The organism is Streptomyces sp. NTD91, from assembly GCF_059510455.1.
The window spans coordinates 70,308-86,513 of sequence record NZ_JCAJZW010000015.1 but is presented as its reverse complement, the minus strand read 5'-3'; the positions used below and the strand labels follow the sequence as shown (position 1 = coordinate 86,513).

Here is a 16,206-nt window from a genome sequence, read left to right as displayed (position 1 = left end):
ATGTGCTACGGCGCGATCACGCCTGCTGCTTGCGGCGCAGCGTCAGGTACGTGCCGGTCGCGCCGGCGGCCAGCAGGGCGCCCACGCCGAGGCCGACCGGAAGGGTCGGGAAGCCGGAGGCGTCGGTCGTAGCGGCCGTGTTCTGCATCGCCGGGCCCGGGGTGATGCTGGTGGAGACCGGGGCGATGTGCTGGATCGGGCCGATGTGCTTGACGGAGCCGTCGGCGTTCAGCAGCACCTGCCTGTCGTTCGGGTGCCGGAAGTCGAACATGCCCGCGAGGGAACCGGCGGTGGCGTCGAAGGAGTGGTCGCCGATACGGCCGGTCTTCCAGTTGTCCTCGATGAACCGGGTGATGGACGCCTGGTCCGTCAGGGTGTGGTCCACCTTGTTGACCTTGCTGTACGGCGAGACGACCAGCAGCGGCTGACGGGTGCCCGGGCCGCAGCGGTCGGCGTAACCACCGGCCGCCTTCGGGCCCTTCTGGCAGGCCGGGCTGTCGGTGGCCTTGCCGTTGGAGCCGAGGGAGGTGTCCGTCGAGCCGTTCTTCGGGGCGACGTAGGCGTGGTCGTACCAGCCGTCGGAGTCGTCGTAGGCCACCACGATCGCGGTGGACTTCCACTGCGGCGAGCTCTGGATCGCGTTGATCTGGTTCACCAGGAAGTGCTGCTCGTCGACCGGGTCGGAATAGCCGGCGTGGCCGTCCTGGTACGCACCGGCCTTGACGAAGCTGACGGCCGGCAGTTTGCCCGCCTTCAGCGCGGCGGAGAAGTCGGTCAGGTCGTAGTTGTGGTTGGCCTGACCGCCGTGGCCGATCTCCGAGACGCTCTTCGGCGCCAGGTGGTGCGGGTTCGCCGTCGACTTGTAGTAGGCGAACGGGTTGTGGTGCGGGCTGTAGTCGACCACGGACGCGCCGCCCACGTTGGTGTGCGCGGTGTCGCACTTGGCGTAGGAGCCGGACTTTCCGTCCCACGCGGTCGAGGGACGGAAGCCGCCCTGGAACCAGCCCCACGTCACCTTCTTGGCGTTGAGCAGGTCACCGATGTTCCTTCCCTGCATCGCCGCCAGCGCGTTGCTGCTGGTGTGGTCCTTGTCGGCGCAGTCGTCGTAGGCCGGGTCCGGGTCGTTGATGACCGTGCCCACGCCCTTGGCGTCGGGGGACTTCACCGTGTAGGTGTCCGGCGTCGAGGTCTGCTTGGGGTTCTCGGTGCCGGAGGACGGGTCCACGGAGATCACGCCGTGCGTGTTGCCGGAGACCAGGTTCAGTGCGCCCGGTGTGGAGGGACCGTAGTTCGAGCTGAAGGCGCGGTCGCTCAGCGCGTAGTGCTGGGCGTAGTTCCACAGCCCGGTGACGGTGTTGCCGTCGTAGTAGTCCATGACCAGGCCCGGCTCACCGAACAGACCGCCGCTGCACTTGTCGACCTCGGTGTTCTGCACGTACTGGTCGGCCTTGCCGCCGTCCGCCGCGTACTGCTCGGCACCGTAGTTGTGGTTCTGGTCGCAGGTCATCGCCTGGGACGGGGAAAGCCGCTTCGGCGCGTACTGGTTCGGGTTCTTCTTCAGCAGCCCGGCGTGCGCGAGGGTGTCGATGTCCTTCGGGGTGTTCCTCGACGCGGTGAACTTCGTGCCGTCGGTGTTGGCGGCCTTCGGGTACGTGGCGAAGTAGTGGTCGAAGGAGATGTTCTCGTCGAAGAGCACGACGACGTGCTTGATCGGTGTCGCGGTCGAGGAGTGCCCGCCCTGCGCCGCGGCCGGCGCCGCCGCCCAGCCGGGCGCGTTGCTGCCGAGCACGGTGAGCGCCGCGGCTCCCGCGAACGCTCCCAGGCTCCGCATTGCGCCTCGTCTTCCATTGCTGGCCATGGTGGTTACCCCTCCGGACTGAACGTCTGTGCGTCGTACGAGCAGGGATGCTGCGCCCGTTGCCGGGCGGGTCGGCGGAGCCATGATGGCGTGCGGGTGAACAGCGAGTCAGGGATACCAGGGCAAAACTTGACTGTGTGTTGACCCGTTCGGCGGCGGAGTTGTCCGGACAGGCTCAGGTGAACAGGCCGTGCCCGTACCAGTCCTGGCCGTCCCGCACGCCGGGCAGCGCGAAGAAGTAGCCCCCGCCGAACGGGCTGACGTAGTCCGTCAGCGGCTCGCCCTTCAGCCGGTGCTGCACGGTCTCGAACTGCCGCTCCACGTCCTGCTGGTAGCAGCAGAACAACAAGCCCATGTCGAGGTTGCCGTTGGCGTCCATGCCCCGGTCGTAGTTGTAGGCGCGGCGCAGCAGGCGCTGGTCGTCGGTGGCGGGAGTACGGGGGTTGGCGAGCCGCATGTGCGCGTCCAGCGGGATGACGTCACCCTTCGGATCGTCCGCGTACTTCGGCGTGTCGTGCTCGTGGTCACCGTCCAGCGGTGCCCCGGACTCCTTGGCCCGTCCGAAGATCCGCTCCTGCTCGCCGAGCGAGACCCGGTCCCAGAACTCCACCAGCATCCGGATCAGCCGCACGACCTGATAGCTGCCGCCGATCGCCCAGTCCGGCTCACCCATGCCCTTGCCCACCCACACCAGACTGTTCATCTCGCGGCCGCTGCCGGCGTCCGGGTTCGCGGTGCCGTCCTTGAACCCCAGAAGGTTGCGTGGGGTCCCGGACGGCCGGGGCGGGCTGGAGAAGCCGTCCATCCGCCACCGGACCTGTGCGGCGCCCCGGGTGTGCCGGGCGAAGTCGCGCAGCGCGTGCAGGGTGATGTCCGGTTCGTCCGCCTGCAGTTGGAGACTCAGGTCGCCGTGGCACCAGTCGGGCTTCAGGTCGTCGTCGGGGAACTCGGGCATCGCGGTCAGCCGCCGGGGCCTGAGCGCTGCCAGCCCGAACCGGTCGTCGAAGAGCGAGGCGCCCACGCCGACGGTGACGGCCAGCCGACCGGGCGGCAGCCGGCCGCCGAGGACGCCCGAGTCGGCGGGCGGACCGGTGATGCCCACCGGGGAGGGCGTCCCGCCCGAGGTGAGGAAGCGGGCCCGGTCGGTCAGCGTGCGCAGCAGGTCGGTGAGTTCGGCACGGCTCTCGGTGGTCGCGTCGAGCGAGAGGAACACGCAGGTGCGGCGGGGCGCGGCGATCGCGGAGGCCTGGTGGGTGCCGTGAAAGGGGGCGATGGCGGGGATGGCGCCCGCGGTGCCGGCGGAGGCGGCGGCGCTCGTGGCGAGACCCGCTCCCGCCAGCGCGGCGCCGCGCAGGAAGCCGCGCCGTGCCAGGCCGGTCCGCTCGAGGGCGCGCCGGCCCGTGTCGATGTCGCCCGTCGCCTCGGCTCGGCGGATGTCGCTCACACGGTCCTCCGCGGGTCGCACAGGGTCGCCACCGGCGCCAGCCGCTCCACCAGGTCGCCGAGCACGGCGTTCACGTCCTCCCGCTGTGCACGGGTGAGACGGTCCGGCGGGACCCAGGAACCTCCGTGGCCGAATGCGTCCAGGGTGTGCTGGGCGCGGTCCAACTCCTTGTGGAGCTCGGGCAGACCGGCGTACCGCGTCCGCAGCAGCGGCTCGATCCGCGACAGCACCTCGCGGGTGCCGTCCAGGTTGGCGCGGGCGGTGGCGAGGTTGCTGCCGCTGCCGTAGTCGGTGCGGCCGGTCAGCTCGAACTGCACGGTGTTCTCCAGGATCTCGTGTGCGCGCAGCCCCAGCTGGGCGGGGTCCATGCGGGTCTGCGACCAGTTGTCGCGCAGCCGGGTCACGGCCCGCACCAACGCCGTCGCCGGGGCGCGCAGACCGCCGGCCGGCTCACCGTGCCACAGCCCGTACTCGACGCGGTGGAACCCGGCGAAGTCCTTGTCGTGCACGCCACCGGGCAGGCCGGCGTCGGTGCCGTTGATCGCCGTGTCGGCGTCGCCGAAGGCGTCGTACGCCGCGCCCAGCCGCTCGTACTCCAGGTGCGCCGGCAGCCAGGCCGACCGGGCCGCGGCGAGATCGCCCCGGTCGATCGCGTCCCGGAGCCTCGTCGTCAGCCGGACGACCTCGTCGAGTCCGCCGCCGATCCACTTCTGGTAGGCGAGGGCGGGCGGAATCAGATCGTGCTCCGAGACCGGCGCGGCACCCGGTCCGCGCTGCCCGCCGGCGATGTGCACGGTGGGTCCGGTGACGGCGTCGGCGTCGTCCGGCACGCACTTGAAGGCGTACGCACCCTTGCCGAGCCGTACGGTCAACTGCCGTGTCGTGCCGGGGCCGAGGCCCTCCACCTCCCCGTACACCAGCCGACTGCCGGGGTCCTCCAGGTAGACCTCGGCGGCGCTGTCGGAGGTGTTGTGCAGGTCGAAGGTTCGCACCCCGGGCTCGGGCCGGCTCCAGCCGCGGCCGCAGCGGCTCTCCGACACGTCGATGACGACGTGCCCGGACGAGCGGCCGGCGGGCCGTCCGGGCCGTGTGCCGCCCAGCGGGAACGCCAGGAGCGTGCCCGCGAGGGCCACGGCGAGGACGACGAACACGGCGGGGGCCGTCCGGAGACGAACGGACCGCGTGCCGAGGCGAGGCAACGGCATGGCGAGCCTTTCCGGGACGACGTCGTACGCAGCGGCCTCATGGTAGGCATCCCTCCGGATCCGAACAGCCGTCCCAGGACTTCGATGGCCAAGAATTCGCCCGGGGTTCACCGGTCATTGGCCGGTTGCCGCTCCGCAGGCGTCGAGGACAAGCGGTGCGAAGACGGGTGTGCGGTGTGCCTCGCCTGGTTGAAGCCGCCTTGCCCGGCCGCCCGTTCAGCGCACCGGGAAACCGAACCCGTACCCCTGCTGCTTCAGCCACGGCAGGACGGCGCGCAGCGCGGCGACGGTCTGCGAGCGGTCGCCGCCCGCGTCGTGGAACAGGATCGTCGGCCCGTTGGCCAGCTCGCCCTTGACAGTGGCGACGATGGCGTCCGTGCCCGGCCGCTCGAAGTCCTTGGAGTCCACGTTCCAGCCCAGCGGCCGCATCCCGTGCGAGGCCGCCAGGTGCCGGCTGTACGGGGTGAACGCGCCGCCCGGTGCCCGGTAGTACATCGGCCGGACCCCACCGGACGCCTGGGTGATCTGTCGCTCGGCCTGAAGGATCTCCTGCGACTGGTAGGCGTCGGACTTCTTGTCCATCGTGGTGTCGTGCGACACCGTGTGGTCGCACAGCCGGTGCCCGGCCGCCACCACCTGCCGGACCAGCTCCGGATGCGCCGCGGCCTGCGGGCCGATCATGCAGAACGTCGCCTTCACGCCGTTCTCCCGCAGCACTTGGAGCACCTGCGGGGTCCACACCGGGTCCGGGCCGTCGTCGATGGTGATGTTGACCGCGTGCGCGCCGCCGTCCGAGGCGTGGACGATGTCGGCGGACACCGGTGCCGCCGTCGCCGCGTGCCGGGCCGGGGCACCAGGCCGGCCCGGGCCGCCGCCCGACTGGCCCGCCTGCGCCGTCCAGACCGAGGCGGCGACCGCCACCGCCGTGACCCCCACCGCCGCCGCGACCATACTGCCGTACCAGCCCCGCCCACTGTGCCGCGCCATGCCCCGCCCCGTTTCCGTGCCGTGTCCCTGTGCTGTTGTGCACCCCGTGTTCCGTGCACCTGTCAGGACGGCCGGAGTTGATCGTGGGATCCGCCTGTTACCGATCACGGACAATTCCGGGGCGCCTTTGCGACAGATGCCGTCGGGATCAACGGCGCGCGGGGACGGATGCGGACAGGCCGCGGGCCCCGGCCGGGCCACCGTCCCGCAGCGGCGTCAGCGGTTCTCCCGCTGCGCGGCCACGATCGTGTTCATCGTGGTCTCCACCCCCGCCAGCCGCTGCACGCGCTCGGCCAGCCCCGGGAACTGCGCCGCCACCCTGGTGAGGATTCGCAGCTCCGGCGGGGCCACGCTGAGCTCGGCGAGGTCGCGCTCGATCGCTCGCGTCACGCCCTTGCACACCTGCGCCGGTGAGACCGTGCGGACACCGGCGGGGGTCGACGAGCCCGTCTGCGCGAACATGCCCAGTTCGCGCACGAACCCGGGCTGGACGATCGAGACGCCGACACCCGTGCCGTGCAGATCCTGGCGGAAGGCCAGGGAGAAGCCGCGCAGCCCGAACTTCGCCGCGTTGTACAGGGCAGACGACTTGGTGGCGGCGATGCCGGACAGCGAGCCGACGAAGCAGATGTGTCCGTGCCCGGCGGCCACCATGGCCGGAGCGAGCAGCCGGGCGAGCAGGGCCGGAGCCCGCAGGTTCACCGCGAGGGCCCGGTCGATCTGCTCCGGCGTGTAGTCGAGCACGTCGCCGCTGGAGGGCAGGGCCGCGTTGGCGATCAGGATGTCCGTGCCGGCGGCCTCCTCGGCCAGTCGTCGTACGTCGTCCGGGTCGGCGAGATCGGCCGTGATCGCGCGGGCGCCGTAGCGCCGGGCGAGCGGTTCGAGCGCCTCGGACCGCCGGCCCGTGAGCACGAGACGGGCGCCACGAGCGGACAACTCGGCGGCGAGGGCGCCACCGATGCCGCCGGTGACACCGGTGAGCAGAACGGTCGACCCGGAAATGCGCACGACTGGCTCCCCTTCTTGTTCGTTCGAACGAACAGTACGGGGCGGTGGGCCGCCTGTCCACCGGCGTGAGCACCGGGTGATGGAAGAATGCACGTCATGCAGCACGCCGCCCCCTCCGCCCCGATGCGCCGACGCATCATCACCGCCGTCCTGCGGATCATCGACGAGGACGGGGTAGCCGCGGTCACGAACCGGCGGATCGCCAAGGAGGCGGGCGTGTCCCTCGGTTCGGTCACCTACCACTTCGAGACCCAGCACGACCTGCTGCGGGAGAGCCTGCTGCACTTCGTCCGCGAGGAGGCGCGGCACTTCACCGAACTCGCCGAGCAGTGCCGGACGGAGGGCCTGGCCGTCGAGGACGCGGCGTCCCTGGCCGGCCAGGTGGCCTGCGGCGCGGCGCTGGGCAGCGCGCATCTGGCGCCCTTCGAGCTGTACCTGCACGCCGGACGCGACGAGCGGCTGCGGGAGGCGGCGGCCGAGGCGTTCCGGGCCTACGACCTGCTCGCCACCCGCATCCTCACCGCGCTCGGCGTCCCGGACGCCGAGCGCCTGGCCGCCACGACGGTCGCCCTCGTGATGGGCCTGCAACTGCGGAGGCTGGCCACGGGCAGCCCCGCCGAGGACCTGGTCGACGCCCTTCTGCTGCTCGTGCGCGGGGCCGCCGACCGGCCCTCCGAGGCGGCCTCAGGGGAGCCGGCGGCACAGTAGGGCGGCGGGGCCCGGGCGGCTGCCCACCCGGGTGGTGCCAGGCGATCCCGGCGGCGTACTCGTCGTCGGCGCACCGCCGCTTGTACTCGCGGGGAAGGGGCGGGCCCGGCCGATCCCGGCGCGGCCTACAGGGCCCGCGCGACGAGCAGCGCCACGTCGTCGTGGTCGTCGGGGTGGCGCAGACCGTACAGCAGGACGTCGCAGGTCTCCTCCAACGGCCTGCGCGGCTCGTCGAGAAGGTCCAGCAGGGCGTTCAGCCGGTCGTCGATGGCGTGCTGACGGGTCTCCACGAGGCCGTCGGTGTAGAGGACGAGCACGTCGCCGGGGCGGAGTCCGACCTGCGTGGTCTCGAACCGGACGCCCCCGACGCCGAGCGGTGCCGCGGTCGGAAGTTCCAGGAGCCTCGGCGTGTCACCGGGTCGCGCGAGGGCCGGCGGCATGTGTCCCGCGTTGGCGACGCAGCACTGCCCGGTGGCGGGGTCGTACACGGCGTACAGGCAGGTGACGATGTAGTGCTCCAGGTCGCAGGTGATCCTGTCCAGGTGCTGGAGCACCGCGTCGGGGGCGAGGTCGAGATCGGCGTAGGCGCAGGTCGCGGTGCGCAGCCGGCCCATCGTGGCGGCCGCGTCGATGCCGTTGCCCATGACGTCGCCCACCACCAGTGCCGTCTTCTCCTGATCCAGCGGGATGACGTCGTACCAGTCCCCGCCGACCTCGCTCGTGGCCTGTGCGGGCTGGTAGCGGGAGGCGAGTTCCAGGCCCGTGTGGTGCGGGGGGTGGTCGGGCAGCAGGCTGCGCTGGAGGGTGAGTGCGGTGTTGCGGACGCTCTGGAACCAACGGGCGTTGTCGATGGCCACCGCGGCCCGGCCGGCCAGTTCGGTGGCGAGGACCACGTCGTCCTCGTCGAACGGCTGCGGGTTGCCGGTCCGCTTGAGGTCGAGCGCGCCGAGCACCTCACCGTGCGCGATCAGCGGCACCGCGAGGTAGGAGTGGACGCCGGCCTCGGCGAGCAGGGCGCCGGCCTCGGCGTCCCGGGCGATGCGCGGCAGATCGCGCGGCCCGACCCGCCGCAGCAGAACCGGACGCCCGGTGTGGACGCACAGCGTCACCAGCCGGTCGCCCTCGTAGCAGGCGATGTCGCCGGGAGGGTCGGCGGCGCGCAGGGCGACCGTGGGCTGGGCCGCCTTCAGGGCGAGGGCGCGGAAGATCTCCGGCCCGTTGTCCGGTCGGCGCATACGGCGGCAGGACAGGGCGGAGTCGAGGACGTCCACGGCGACCACGTCGGCCAGCGCCGGCACCGCGATCTCCGCCAGTTCTCGGGCGGTCTGCTCCACGTCCAGCGCGGTGCCGACCCGGGCGGAGGCGTCCGCGATGAGCGCCAGGCGCCGCCGAGCCCGGTCGGCCTCGGCGGCCGCGAGGTGCCGCTCGGTGACGTCGACGACCGATACCGCCGCGCCCAGCACCCGGCCGCCCGGGTCCTCCAGACGGTAGAAGGACAACGACCAGGCGTGCTCATGGCCGGGATCGGCCGGGGGGCGGCCCACATGGAACTGGTCCAGCAGCGGCGTACCCGTCGTGATCACCTGGCGCAGGGCCGCCTCGACGGTGTCGACGTCCGGGAAGGGCAGGGTCTCCCTCAGATGACGGCCGATGTGGTCCTCGGCGGGCAGGCCGTCGATCCGCTCCAGCGCCGGATTGACCAGGAGATACCGCAGGGCGGGATCGAGCAGGGCCAGGCCGATGGGGGACTGGTTGATCAGTCGCTCGCACAGGGCCAGGTCGGTCTCGACCCGCTGCAGCAGGGTGTGGTCGGCAGCGATCCCCAGGGCGTAGACCTCGCCGTGGTCGTCCAGCAGCCGCATGGTCCGGAACTCCGTCAGCCGGCTGCTGCCGTCCTTGTGCCGCACCGGGAACGCGCCGGCCCATCCCCGGCCGCTCTCCAGCACCTCGGCGAACAGGCTCATCACGGCCTGCAGATGCTCCGGGTGGACGAGCAGGGGTGCCGCGGGCTTGCCGAGGGCCTCCTGCGAGGAGTAACCGAAGAGTTCCTCGGCCTGCGGAGTCCAGAAGACGACACGGCCGCGGACGTCCAGGGCGACCGCGGCCACGCTCAGCACGTCCAGCAGCCCGGTCGGCCTGGGCAGCCCCTCGGCCTGCTCCTCGTCGCCGGTGTCGAAGGAGTCCACAGCCATGCCGGTTCTCACCTCCAGCGGGCGGCCGGGCGCGGGTGCTGACGACCGGTGCTTCCATGGTCCCTCCGTCGGCGGCCCGGCCCAACCTGAGCGACGCCGGACCCGCGCCCGCCCGGCCCGCGATGCGCCGGGCCGCGGTGCGCTCGGTCCGCCAGGGCAGCCCCGAGGCCGTCGTGCAGGTCGGCGAGCGGGTCGACTTCCTCCCACCGCCCGAGGACGCACGGCTGATCATTGACGGCGATCCGCTGCTCATCCCGGTCCTCGACCCCTCCGGCAAGCTGTGGACCGACCGGGAACCCGAGCGCGCGGAACGCATCCGCGCGTACGGCCTGCACTCGCTCATCGCCGTGCCGATGCGCGCCCGAACACCGCCTTCGGCCTCACCACGTTCGCCCGCTCGCTCAACCCCGCCTCCTTCGGACCCGACGACGTCCTGCTGGCCCGGGAACTGGTGGCCCGCGCGGCGGTGTGCGTGGACAACGCCCGCCGCGACCCCCGGGAGCACACGGCGGCGATCACCCTGCAGCGCAGCCTGCTGCCCCCCGCCCTGACCGGCGGCACCGCCCACCCGCCAGGTGCAGGACTGGGGTCTCGGCGACGAAGCGGCCATGACGACGGAACTCGTGGTGAGCGAACTCGTCACCAACGCCATCCGCTACGCCGACCTGCCCATACGGCTGCGGCTGCTGCGCGACGCCCGCCTCACCTGCGAGGTCTTCGACGGCAGCAGCACGGCCCCACGCCTCAGGCATGCCAGAAGCACGGACGAGGGAGGCCGCGGGCTCTTCCTGGTCTCCCAGCTCGCCCATCGGTGGGGCGTCCGGTACACCGGCGCCGGGAAGATCATCTGGGCCGAGCAGGAGATCCCCTGAGCCGCTGATTTGCCTTCGAGCGCACTCCAGGATCCACACTGGCCCCGACGAGATCCGTGCCGAGGACAGACAGGACGGCGGCAGCCCATGACAGCGACGAACGGGGCGGAGCATCCTCTGCCGTACGACACCTACCGCGAGGCCGTTGCCCGCGAGACCCTGCGTTTCGCCGAGGTGGCCGAGGGCGTCGACCCGGCCACCGCCGTTCCCTCCTGCCCCGGCTGGACGCTGGCCGACCTCACCCGGCACGTCGGAGCGTTGCAGCGCTGGTTCAGCACCCTCCTGACGGGTCTGGTGCAGGAGCCGCCCCGCCGCCGCGACGTGGAGCTGGGGCTCCCCGAGGACGAGCGGGACCAGCCCGGCTGGGTGGCGGCGGGGGTGCCCGCCGTGGCGGCCGTCCTGCGGGACACCGATCCCGAGGCACCGATGTGGGCATGGGGAGCGGACCGGCACGCCCGCTTCTGGGCCCGCCGGATGCTGTTCGAGACGCTGGTGCACCGGGTGGACGCGGAGCACGCCGTCGGGCTCACCTCCGCCGTCGACCCCGTGCTCGCCGCGGACGGCGTGGACGAGTTCCTCGTCAACCTGCCCTACGCGGGACTCTTCGCGCCCGGTGTGACCACGTTGCGCGGCGACGGTGAGACCGTCGGGTTCCGGTGCACGGACGGCGACGGCCGCCCAGGCGAGGAGTGGCGGGTGCGACTGGAGCCGGACGGCTTCCGCCTGGTGGACCGGGAGGCCGGGGAACTCGGGCCGGTCACGGCGTCGGTGCGCGGCCGGGCGGCGGACCTGCTGCTCCTCCTCTACGGCCGGCGGTCCTACCAGGAGCCCGCCTTCGAGGTCGCCGGTCGGACCGAGGTCCTCGACAACTGGTTCGCCCGCACCGCCTTCTGACCCGGGCCGTGCTCACGCGTCCGGCGACCCGGCAGGCGGCTCCTCGGGCAGCAGACAGACCGCGAGCGCCGCGGTGTCGTCCGCGAGGCCGCGGTCGCTGTGGGCCAGGAGGTCGTCGTGGATCCGGGCGAGCAGCTCTTTCGGTGGGAGGGGACCCCAGGAACGGAGACGGTCCAGCAGCGGGTAGAAGACGCCGGACGCGTCCCGGGTCTCCGTGACGCCGTCCGTGTAGAGCAGCAGCTGGTCGCCGGGCCGGAACGGGTAGGTGTCGACGTGGTACGGGTCCTCGACCAGCATGCCGAGATTCAGGGGAGGCGCCGGACGCCCGCCGTCCAGTTCCCGCACGTCCCCGGCCCGCAACCGGATCGGCGGCGGGTGACCGCAGTTGACGATGCGGACGAGGTGACCCTCGGCGGGGATCTCGGCGAACACCGCGGTGACGAACCGCTCGGCCGTCTCCGTCCCGCCGAGCCACATGGCTCGGCGGTTCATGCTCGTGTCCACCCGGTCGACCACGTCGAGCAGCCCGGGTTCGTCGTAGGCCACCTCGCGGAAGGCTCCGAGCAGCGCGGCGGCGGTCTCCACCGCGAGCAGTCCCTTGCCGCGGACGTCACCGATGAGCAGACGGACCCCGTAACGGGTGGGGACGGCCTCGTACAGATCGCCGCCGATACGGGCCTCGGCGGCGGCGGACAGGTACAGGCTCTCCAGACGGAGCCTGCCGATCCGGTGCGGCAGGGGGCGCAGCAGGACCCGTTGCGCGGTCTCGGCGACGTGCCGCACGTCGGCGAGCGTCCGCTCGCGCCGGATGCGGTGGGCGGCCAGGATCGTGCCGAGGACGCCGACCAGGGCCGTGCAGACGTAGGAGGCGACGTAGTGCCGGTCCCACAGATAGCCCACGGGCCGGCCCGCACAGCACGGCGTGCCGGCGAGCACCCCTTCCATGACGAGGGCGAACACCGCGGCGGCGGCGACGGCGACCGGACCGTGCGCGAACGCGGCCACCAGAGGTACGGCGATGAGCACGAAGCTCACCGGCCAGTCCACGGGCGTGAGCGGCTCCAGCAGCAGCACGGCCGCGACGTACAGCACCGGCAGCCAGCGCAGCCACGCGGGAGGCTCCGGCAACCCAGGTCGCGGGGCCGTGCTGCCGTCCTCCGGCGTGCGGCCGGTCCGTCCGTGCGTCACCCGACCAGCCTGGTGCGCCGGGCCCCCGTAACCCGCGGATTGCTCCACTCAACGGCATGTTCCGGCCGCGCCGCGCGGTGTTTCGGTGATTGCTGCCACGGCCGTTGATCGTCACTCTGGGCGGGTGATCCTGGTTCCTGGCCGGCTGTGGCAGCAGAGCCCGGTGCGCAGGGCGCTGGGCACCGGGCTGCCCGCCGGTGTCTTCTTCGCCGCCTTCGTGCTGGTGGAGTCCGGCTCGTGGTCGGGCGCCGCGGTCGTCTTCCTGATCCTGGGCCCGTTCCACGGCATCAGGACGGCGCGGCGCATGGGCCGGGCGTGGCCCGGGGCCGGGGACCTGGACCCCGCCGGCCGCGCTGCGGTGGTGCGCGCCACCCGGCGGGGCGAGGCCGTCGGCGAACCCGCACTGGCTCCCGCCGTCGTCGAGTACGCGGACGGTCTGCGCCGGGCCGCCGACGAGGAGCGGTTGCGCCGCCCACTGATTCTCGTCGTCGCCGTCCTCGCGCTCGCGCTCGCCGTGTACGACACCGTGACGGCACCGGCCGGCGTGCTCGTCGCCTCCTGGCTGGTGGTCGCCCTCCTGCTTGCCGACCTCGCCGGGTGGCCCCGCGCACGCGCGCGCCTGCTGACCCGGGCGGCCCGGGCGCGGGACCTGGCCCGCTCCCCGCGGAACGCGGACCGGCCGGGGCCGGGTACCTGACGCCCGCCGGCCCGGTGCCGTCGGAGGGGTCCGCGCCACCGAGCCGGCAAGGACGTTCACCTGTGCCGCGCCCGACCGGGCGTCCCGGCACCGAAGCCGATCGCGAAGACGTGCAGGCCTCCGGCCGCGACGTCGGACGGCAGGCGCACGTCGGCGACCGTCCTGCCCGGACTCAGGGCCACCGGTGCCGTGGCGAACACATACGCGGTGGTGGCGTCGGACGCGGTGCCCGCATGGTTGCGGTAGGGCATGGTCACCGCGACCGAGTTGCCGGGCAGCGGTGATGAGGCGCCCGCGCTCAGCGTCCAGTCGGACAGCCCGAGGGGGACCGACTGGGTGGTGCCGTCCGTGTAGGTGACGGTCGCGGTGCCGGACACCGGGCCGTTGTTGGCCGCCCCCAGGAAGGAGATGCTGCCGGAGCCGGACACCCGGACCGTCTGGCCGTTCGCCTCGTAGTTGTCCGGCGCGCCGGACGCCACGTCGGGCCAGGTGAACGTGACCCCGTTCGCGGTGACCTTCGAGCCCGGCGAGACCCCGGCGGCGGCCAGGGCGTGCGCCGAGTAGCTGAAGCCCGCGCCGTCGAAGTCGGCCGAGGCCGCGGCGGTGTCACCGGAGGTTCCCACGTCGGTGCGGCCGGGCGTGCCCGGGTAGGAGGGCGGCGCTGCCGAGGCGTCCGACGCCCACGCCGTGTCGGCAGTCGTGCCGAGCACATAGGTGAGGGTGCCGCCGCCGGTGAGGGCGCCGTCGGGCGCGTGTGCCGCGTTCCACGCCGTGCCGTTCCAGGTGGCCGACCGGACGTACGGAGCGTCGTCCGCCGCGCCGGTGCCGTTGATGGTGAGGGTGTGCCCGGACGGCAGGGTGATCACCGCCTGGGTGAAGAGTGGGCTTCCCAGGGCCAGGTCGGCGGTGCCCGGGGTCTGCGGGTACATGCCGAGGGCGGACCAGACGTACCACGAGCTCATCTCGCCCAGGTCGTCGTTGCCCGCGAGACCGGACGGGCCGTCGGTCCAGATCTGGTCCTGGACCTGCCGCACCACCTTCTGCGTCTGGTACGGGCGGCCGATGTAGTCGTATTCCCAGGGGATCTCGAGGCTGGGTTCGTTGCCGAGGTCCGTGTGTCCGCCGGCGCCGGTCAGCGACGACAGGTCCGTGTCCAGGTACGTGGCCAGGGCCGCGTCGCCGCCCATGGCGGTGGCCAGTCCGTGCACGTCGAACGGCACCATCGGCGTGTACTGCCAGGAGTCGCCCTCGACGAAGTTCTTGCCCGAGGTCGGCGAGAAACCGGCCGTCCAGGTGCCCGAGGCGTCACGGGGCTGGATGAATCCGCTGCCGAAATCGAACAGGTTCCGCCAGTCCTGCGCCCGGTCCACGAACCGGCGCTGATCGGCGGTGTGTCCGAGGGCACCGGCGAGGGCGGAGACCGCGAAGTCCGCCGAGTCGTACTCGAGAGTGGTGGAGGCCGGTCCGTAGAAGTTGCAGCAGCCGTACTTGCCGTTGCTGGGCAGCCGGCCCAGCTGCTCGAGACGGGCGAGCCCGGGACGGTTGCCGTTGGGGACGGTGGCCTCCGCGATCATGCCCTCGAGCGCGGCGGCGGTGTCGAAGTTCCGGGCCCCGAAGGCGTAGTAGTCGGCCAGGATCTCGTCCGCCGGGTCGCCGACCATGACGTACGTCTCCCCGTTGTTCTCCGACCACTTGGGGAACAGGCCGGTCTGCCGGTAGGCGTCGACCATCGACTGGGCGGTGTCCGAGGCGGTCCGTGGGGCGACGAGGGCTTCGAGCTGGGCCTGCGAGCGGTAGATGTCCCAGCCCGAATAGTTGGCGTAGGCGGCGCCGTGCCCCTTGTCCACGGTGTGGGCCTTGCCGTCGAAGCCGGGATAGCGGCGGTTGGTGTCGCTGATCACGTTCGGGTGCAGCAGCGCGTGGTAGAGCGCGGTGTAGAAGACGGTCCGCTGAGCGGCTGTCCCGCCGGCGATCCGCACCCGGCCCAGCAGGGACTTCCAGGAGCCGTACGCCGCGCCGCGCACCTTGGCCAGGTCCCAGCCGGGGTTCTCCGCCTGCCGGTTGCCCACGGCGTCCGCGGCCGACACATAGGAGATGCCGACCTTGGCCTGAACGGTCCGGTGGGTGGTGGTGTCGAACGTGACATAGCCGTCGGAGCCGCTCGTACGGGGCGCGAGGGCGTGCGGCCTACGGGGCACGGTGCCGTGCAGCGTCGGTTTGTTCGGCGCCTCGGGGGCGTTGGGGGAGGCGTTGCTCCTCGGGGTGGTGGGGGTCGCGGCGGCGAGCGCCGTACCGCTGTGACGGAACGGCCGGTCGAAGACCATGTCGTAGTAGACGGTGTAGGAGTTGCCCTCACCACAGAAATTGCCGCTGGTGACCTTGCCTGTGACCTCTTTGTCGTTCACCACGTCGAACTCGGCGGCGGTGTCCCCGTTCTCGCTGTCCGTGAGCTTGAGGACGAGGTTCGCCCGGCTGGTGGCGGGGAAGGTGAAGCGGGCCATGCCGCTGCGGGTCGTGGCGGTCAGTTCGGTCCTCACACCGTTGTCCAGCGTCACCGTGTAGGAGCCGGGCACGGCGGACTCGTGGCTGTGCGAGAAGCTGTCGGTGGCGCGCGTGTCGACCGCGCCCAGGGTCGGCAGGACCGGGATGTCGCCGGCGGCCCGGCAGCCGGGTCCGGCGATGTGGGTGAGACCGAACCCGGTGATGGTCGAGTCGGTGTACTCGTAGCCGCCGCCGTCCGGCCGGTGCGGGCTGGTGTCGGGGCTCCACTGGACCATCCCGAACGGGACGTCGGCCCCGGGGAAGTCGTCGGCCGCGTGCGAGGTCCCGATGAACGGATCGACGTAGGAGGCCGGATCGGCGACCGGCGCGAGCGGGACGGGGGCGGCAGGAGCGGGGGCGGAGGCGGCACCGACGAGCAGGGCGCCGGTGGCCAGCACGGACAGAAGGCGGAACGGCACCATCGTGACCATGTCCCTTCGACAACGTTGTCCCGAAGCTCGCCCCTACAGTCCCTGCTGTCAAGGACGCGCGGTGCAGAATCAGCCGTTTCGCCTGATGTGACGTCACATCGATGGAGAAATCGCCACGTTGCGCAAGAGCAAAGCTTTTCATAAGGTCGAAGCAACAAATCTTGACGGCGACCATCAGCGT

General features: G+C 72.2%; 11 protein-coding genes and 1 pseudogene. 4 read left to right on the top strand and 8 right to left on the bottom strand.

The genetic code is table 11. The annotated features are described in order from the left end of the window. Window positions 1–16 precede the first annotated feature (16 nt). From AC5WRT_RS17860 to AC5WRT_RS17840, 5 genes are all read right to left on the bottom strand, one after another. Complete coding sequence (locus AC5WRT_RS17860) at window positions 17–1,831, bottom strand: phospholipase C (RefSeq protein ID WP_496094442.1); 1,815 nt, start codon at window positions 1,829–1,831, stop codon at window positions 17–19. A 202-nt stretch (window positions 1,832–2,033) separates the two neighbouring features. Further along, complete coding sequence (gene efeB / locus AC5WRT_RS17855; RefSeq protein WP_496100398.1) at window positions 2,034–3,266, bottom strand: iron uptake transporter deferrochelatase/peroxidase subunit; 1,233 nt, start codon at window positions 3,264–3,266, stop codon at window positions 2,034–2,036. Window positions 3,267–3,298: 32 nt separating this feature from the next. Continuing rightward, entirely contained in the window at window positions 3,299–4,507 is a 1,209-nt protein-coding gene (locus tag AC5WRT_RS17850; protein WP_496094441.1) for an EfeM/EfeO family lipoprotein, read from the bottom strand. 216 nt (window positions 4,508–4,723) lie between these two features. Beyond that, window positions 4,724–5,494 carry a polysaccharide deacetylase family protein gene (locus AC5WRT_RS17845; protein WP_496094440.1) on the bottom strand — a complete coding sequence of 257 codons (771 nt, stop codon included), beginning with the start codon at window positions 5,492–5,494 and terminating at the stop codon, window positions 4,724–4,726. Window positions 5,495–5,710: 216 nt separating this feature from the next. Then, complete coding sequence (locus AC5WRT_RS17840) at window positions 5,711–6,502, bottom strand: SDR family NAD(P)-dependent oxidoreductase (RefSeq protein WP_496094439.1); 792 nt, start codon at window positions 6,500–6,502, stop codon at window positions 5,711–5,713. 96 nt (window positions 6,503–6,598) lie between these two features. On the opposite strand from AC5WRT_RS17840, the gene AC5WRT_RS17835 reads away from it, so the two are divergent. Next, complete coding sequence (locus AC5WRT_RS17835; RefSeq protein WP_496100380.1) at window positions 6,599–7,210, top strand: TetR/AcrR family transcriptional regulator; 612 nt, start codon at window positions 6,599–6,601, stop codon at window positions 7,208–7,210. Window positions 7,211–7,335: 125 nt separating this feature from the next. Here AC5WRT_RS17835 and AC5WRT_RS17830 read toward each other — a convergent pair whose 3' ends face one another. Then, window positions 7,336–9,402, bottom strand: coding sequence for a SpoIIE family protein phosphatase (locus AC5WRT_RS17830; protein WP_496094437.1), 2,067 nt, complete (start codon window positions 9,400–9,402; stop codon window positions 7,336–7,338). 101 nt (window positions 9,403–9,503) lie between these two features. Between AC5WRT_RS17830 and AC5WRT_RS17825 the strand changes: the two are divergent. Together AC5WRT_RS17825 and AC5WRT_RS17820 are read left to right on the top strand one after the other, a co-directional pair. Continuing rightward, window positions 9,504–10,274, top strand: a pseudogene (locus tag AC5WRT_RS17825) (ATP-binding protein); the annotation flags it as partial. Window positions 10,275–10,361: 87 nt separating this feature from the next. Beyond that, complete coding sequence (locus AC5WRT_RS17820; protein WP_496094436.1) at window positions 10,362–11,168, top strand: maleylpyruvate isomerase family mycothiol-dependent enzyme; 807 nt, start codon at window positions 10,362–10,364, stop codon at window positions 11,166–11,168. Window positions 11,169–11,180: 12 nt separating this feature from the next. Here AC5WRT_RS17820 and AC5WRT_RS17815 read toward each other — a convergent pair whose 3' ends face one another. After that, window positions 11,181–12,275: a PP2C family protein-serine/threonine phosphatase gene (locus AC5WRT_RS17815; protein ID WP_496094502.1), complete on the bottom strand. Its 1,095-nt coding sequence runs from the start codon at window positions 12,273–12,275 to the stop codon at window positions 11,181–11,183. Window positions 12,276–12,480: 205 nt separating this feature from the next. On the opposite strand from AC5WRT_RS17815, the gene AC5WRT_RS17810 reads away from it, so the two are divergent. Continuing rightward, window positions 12,481–13,053, top strand: a complete 573-nt coding sequence (locus AC5WRT_RS17810; protein WP_496100379.1) for a hypothetical protein — start codon at window positions 12,481–12,483, stop codon at window positions 13,051–13,053. A 56-nt stretch (window positions 13,054–13,109) separates the two neighbouring features. Here the strand turns inward: AC5WRT_RS17810 and AC5WRT_RS17805 are convergent, their stop codons facing one another. Further along, complete coding sequence (locus AC5WRT_RS17805) at window positions 13,110–16,025, bottom strand: lectin (protein ID WP_496100378.1); 2,916 nt, start codon at window positions 16,023–16,025, stop codon at window positions 13,110–13,112. Between the last annotated feature and the right edge of the window lie 181 nt (window positions 16,026–16,206).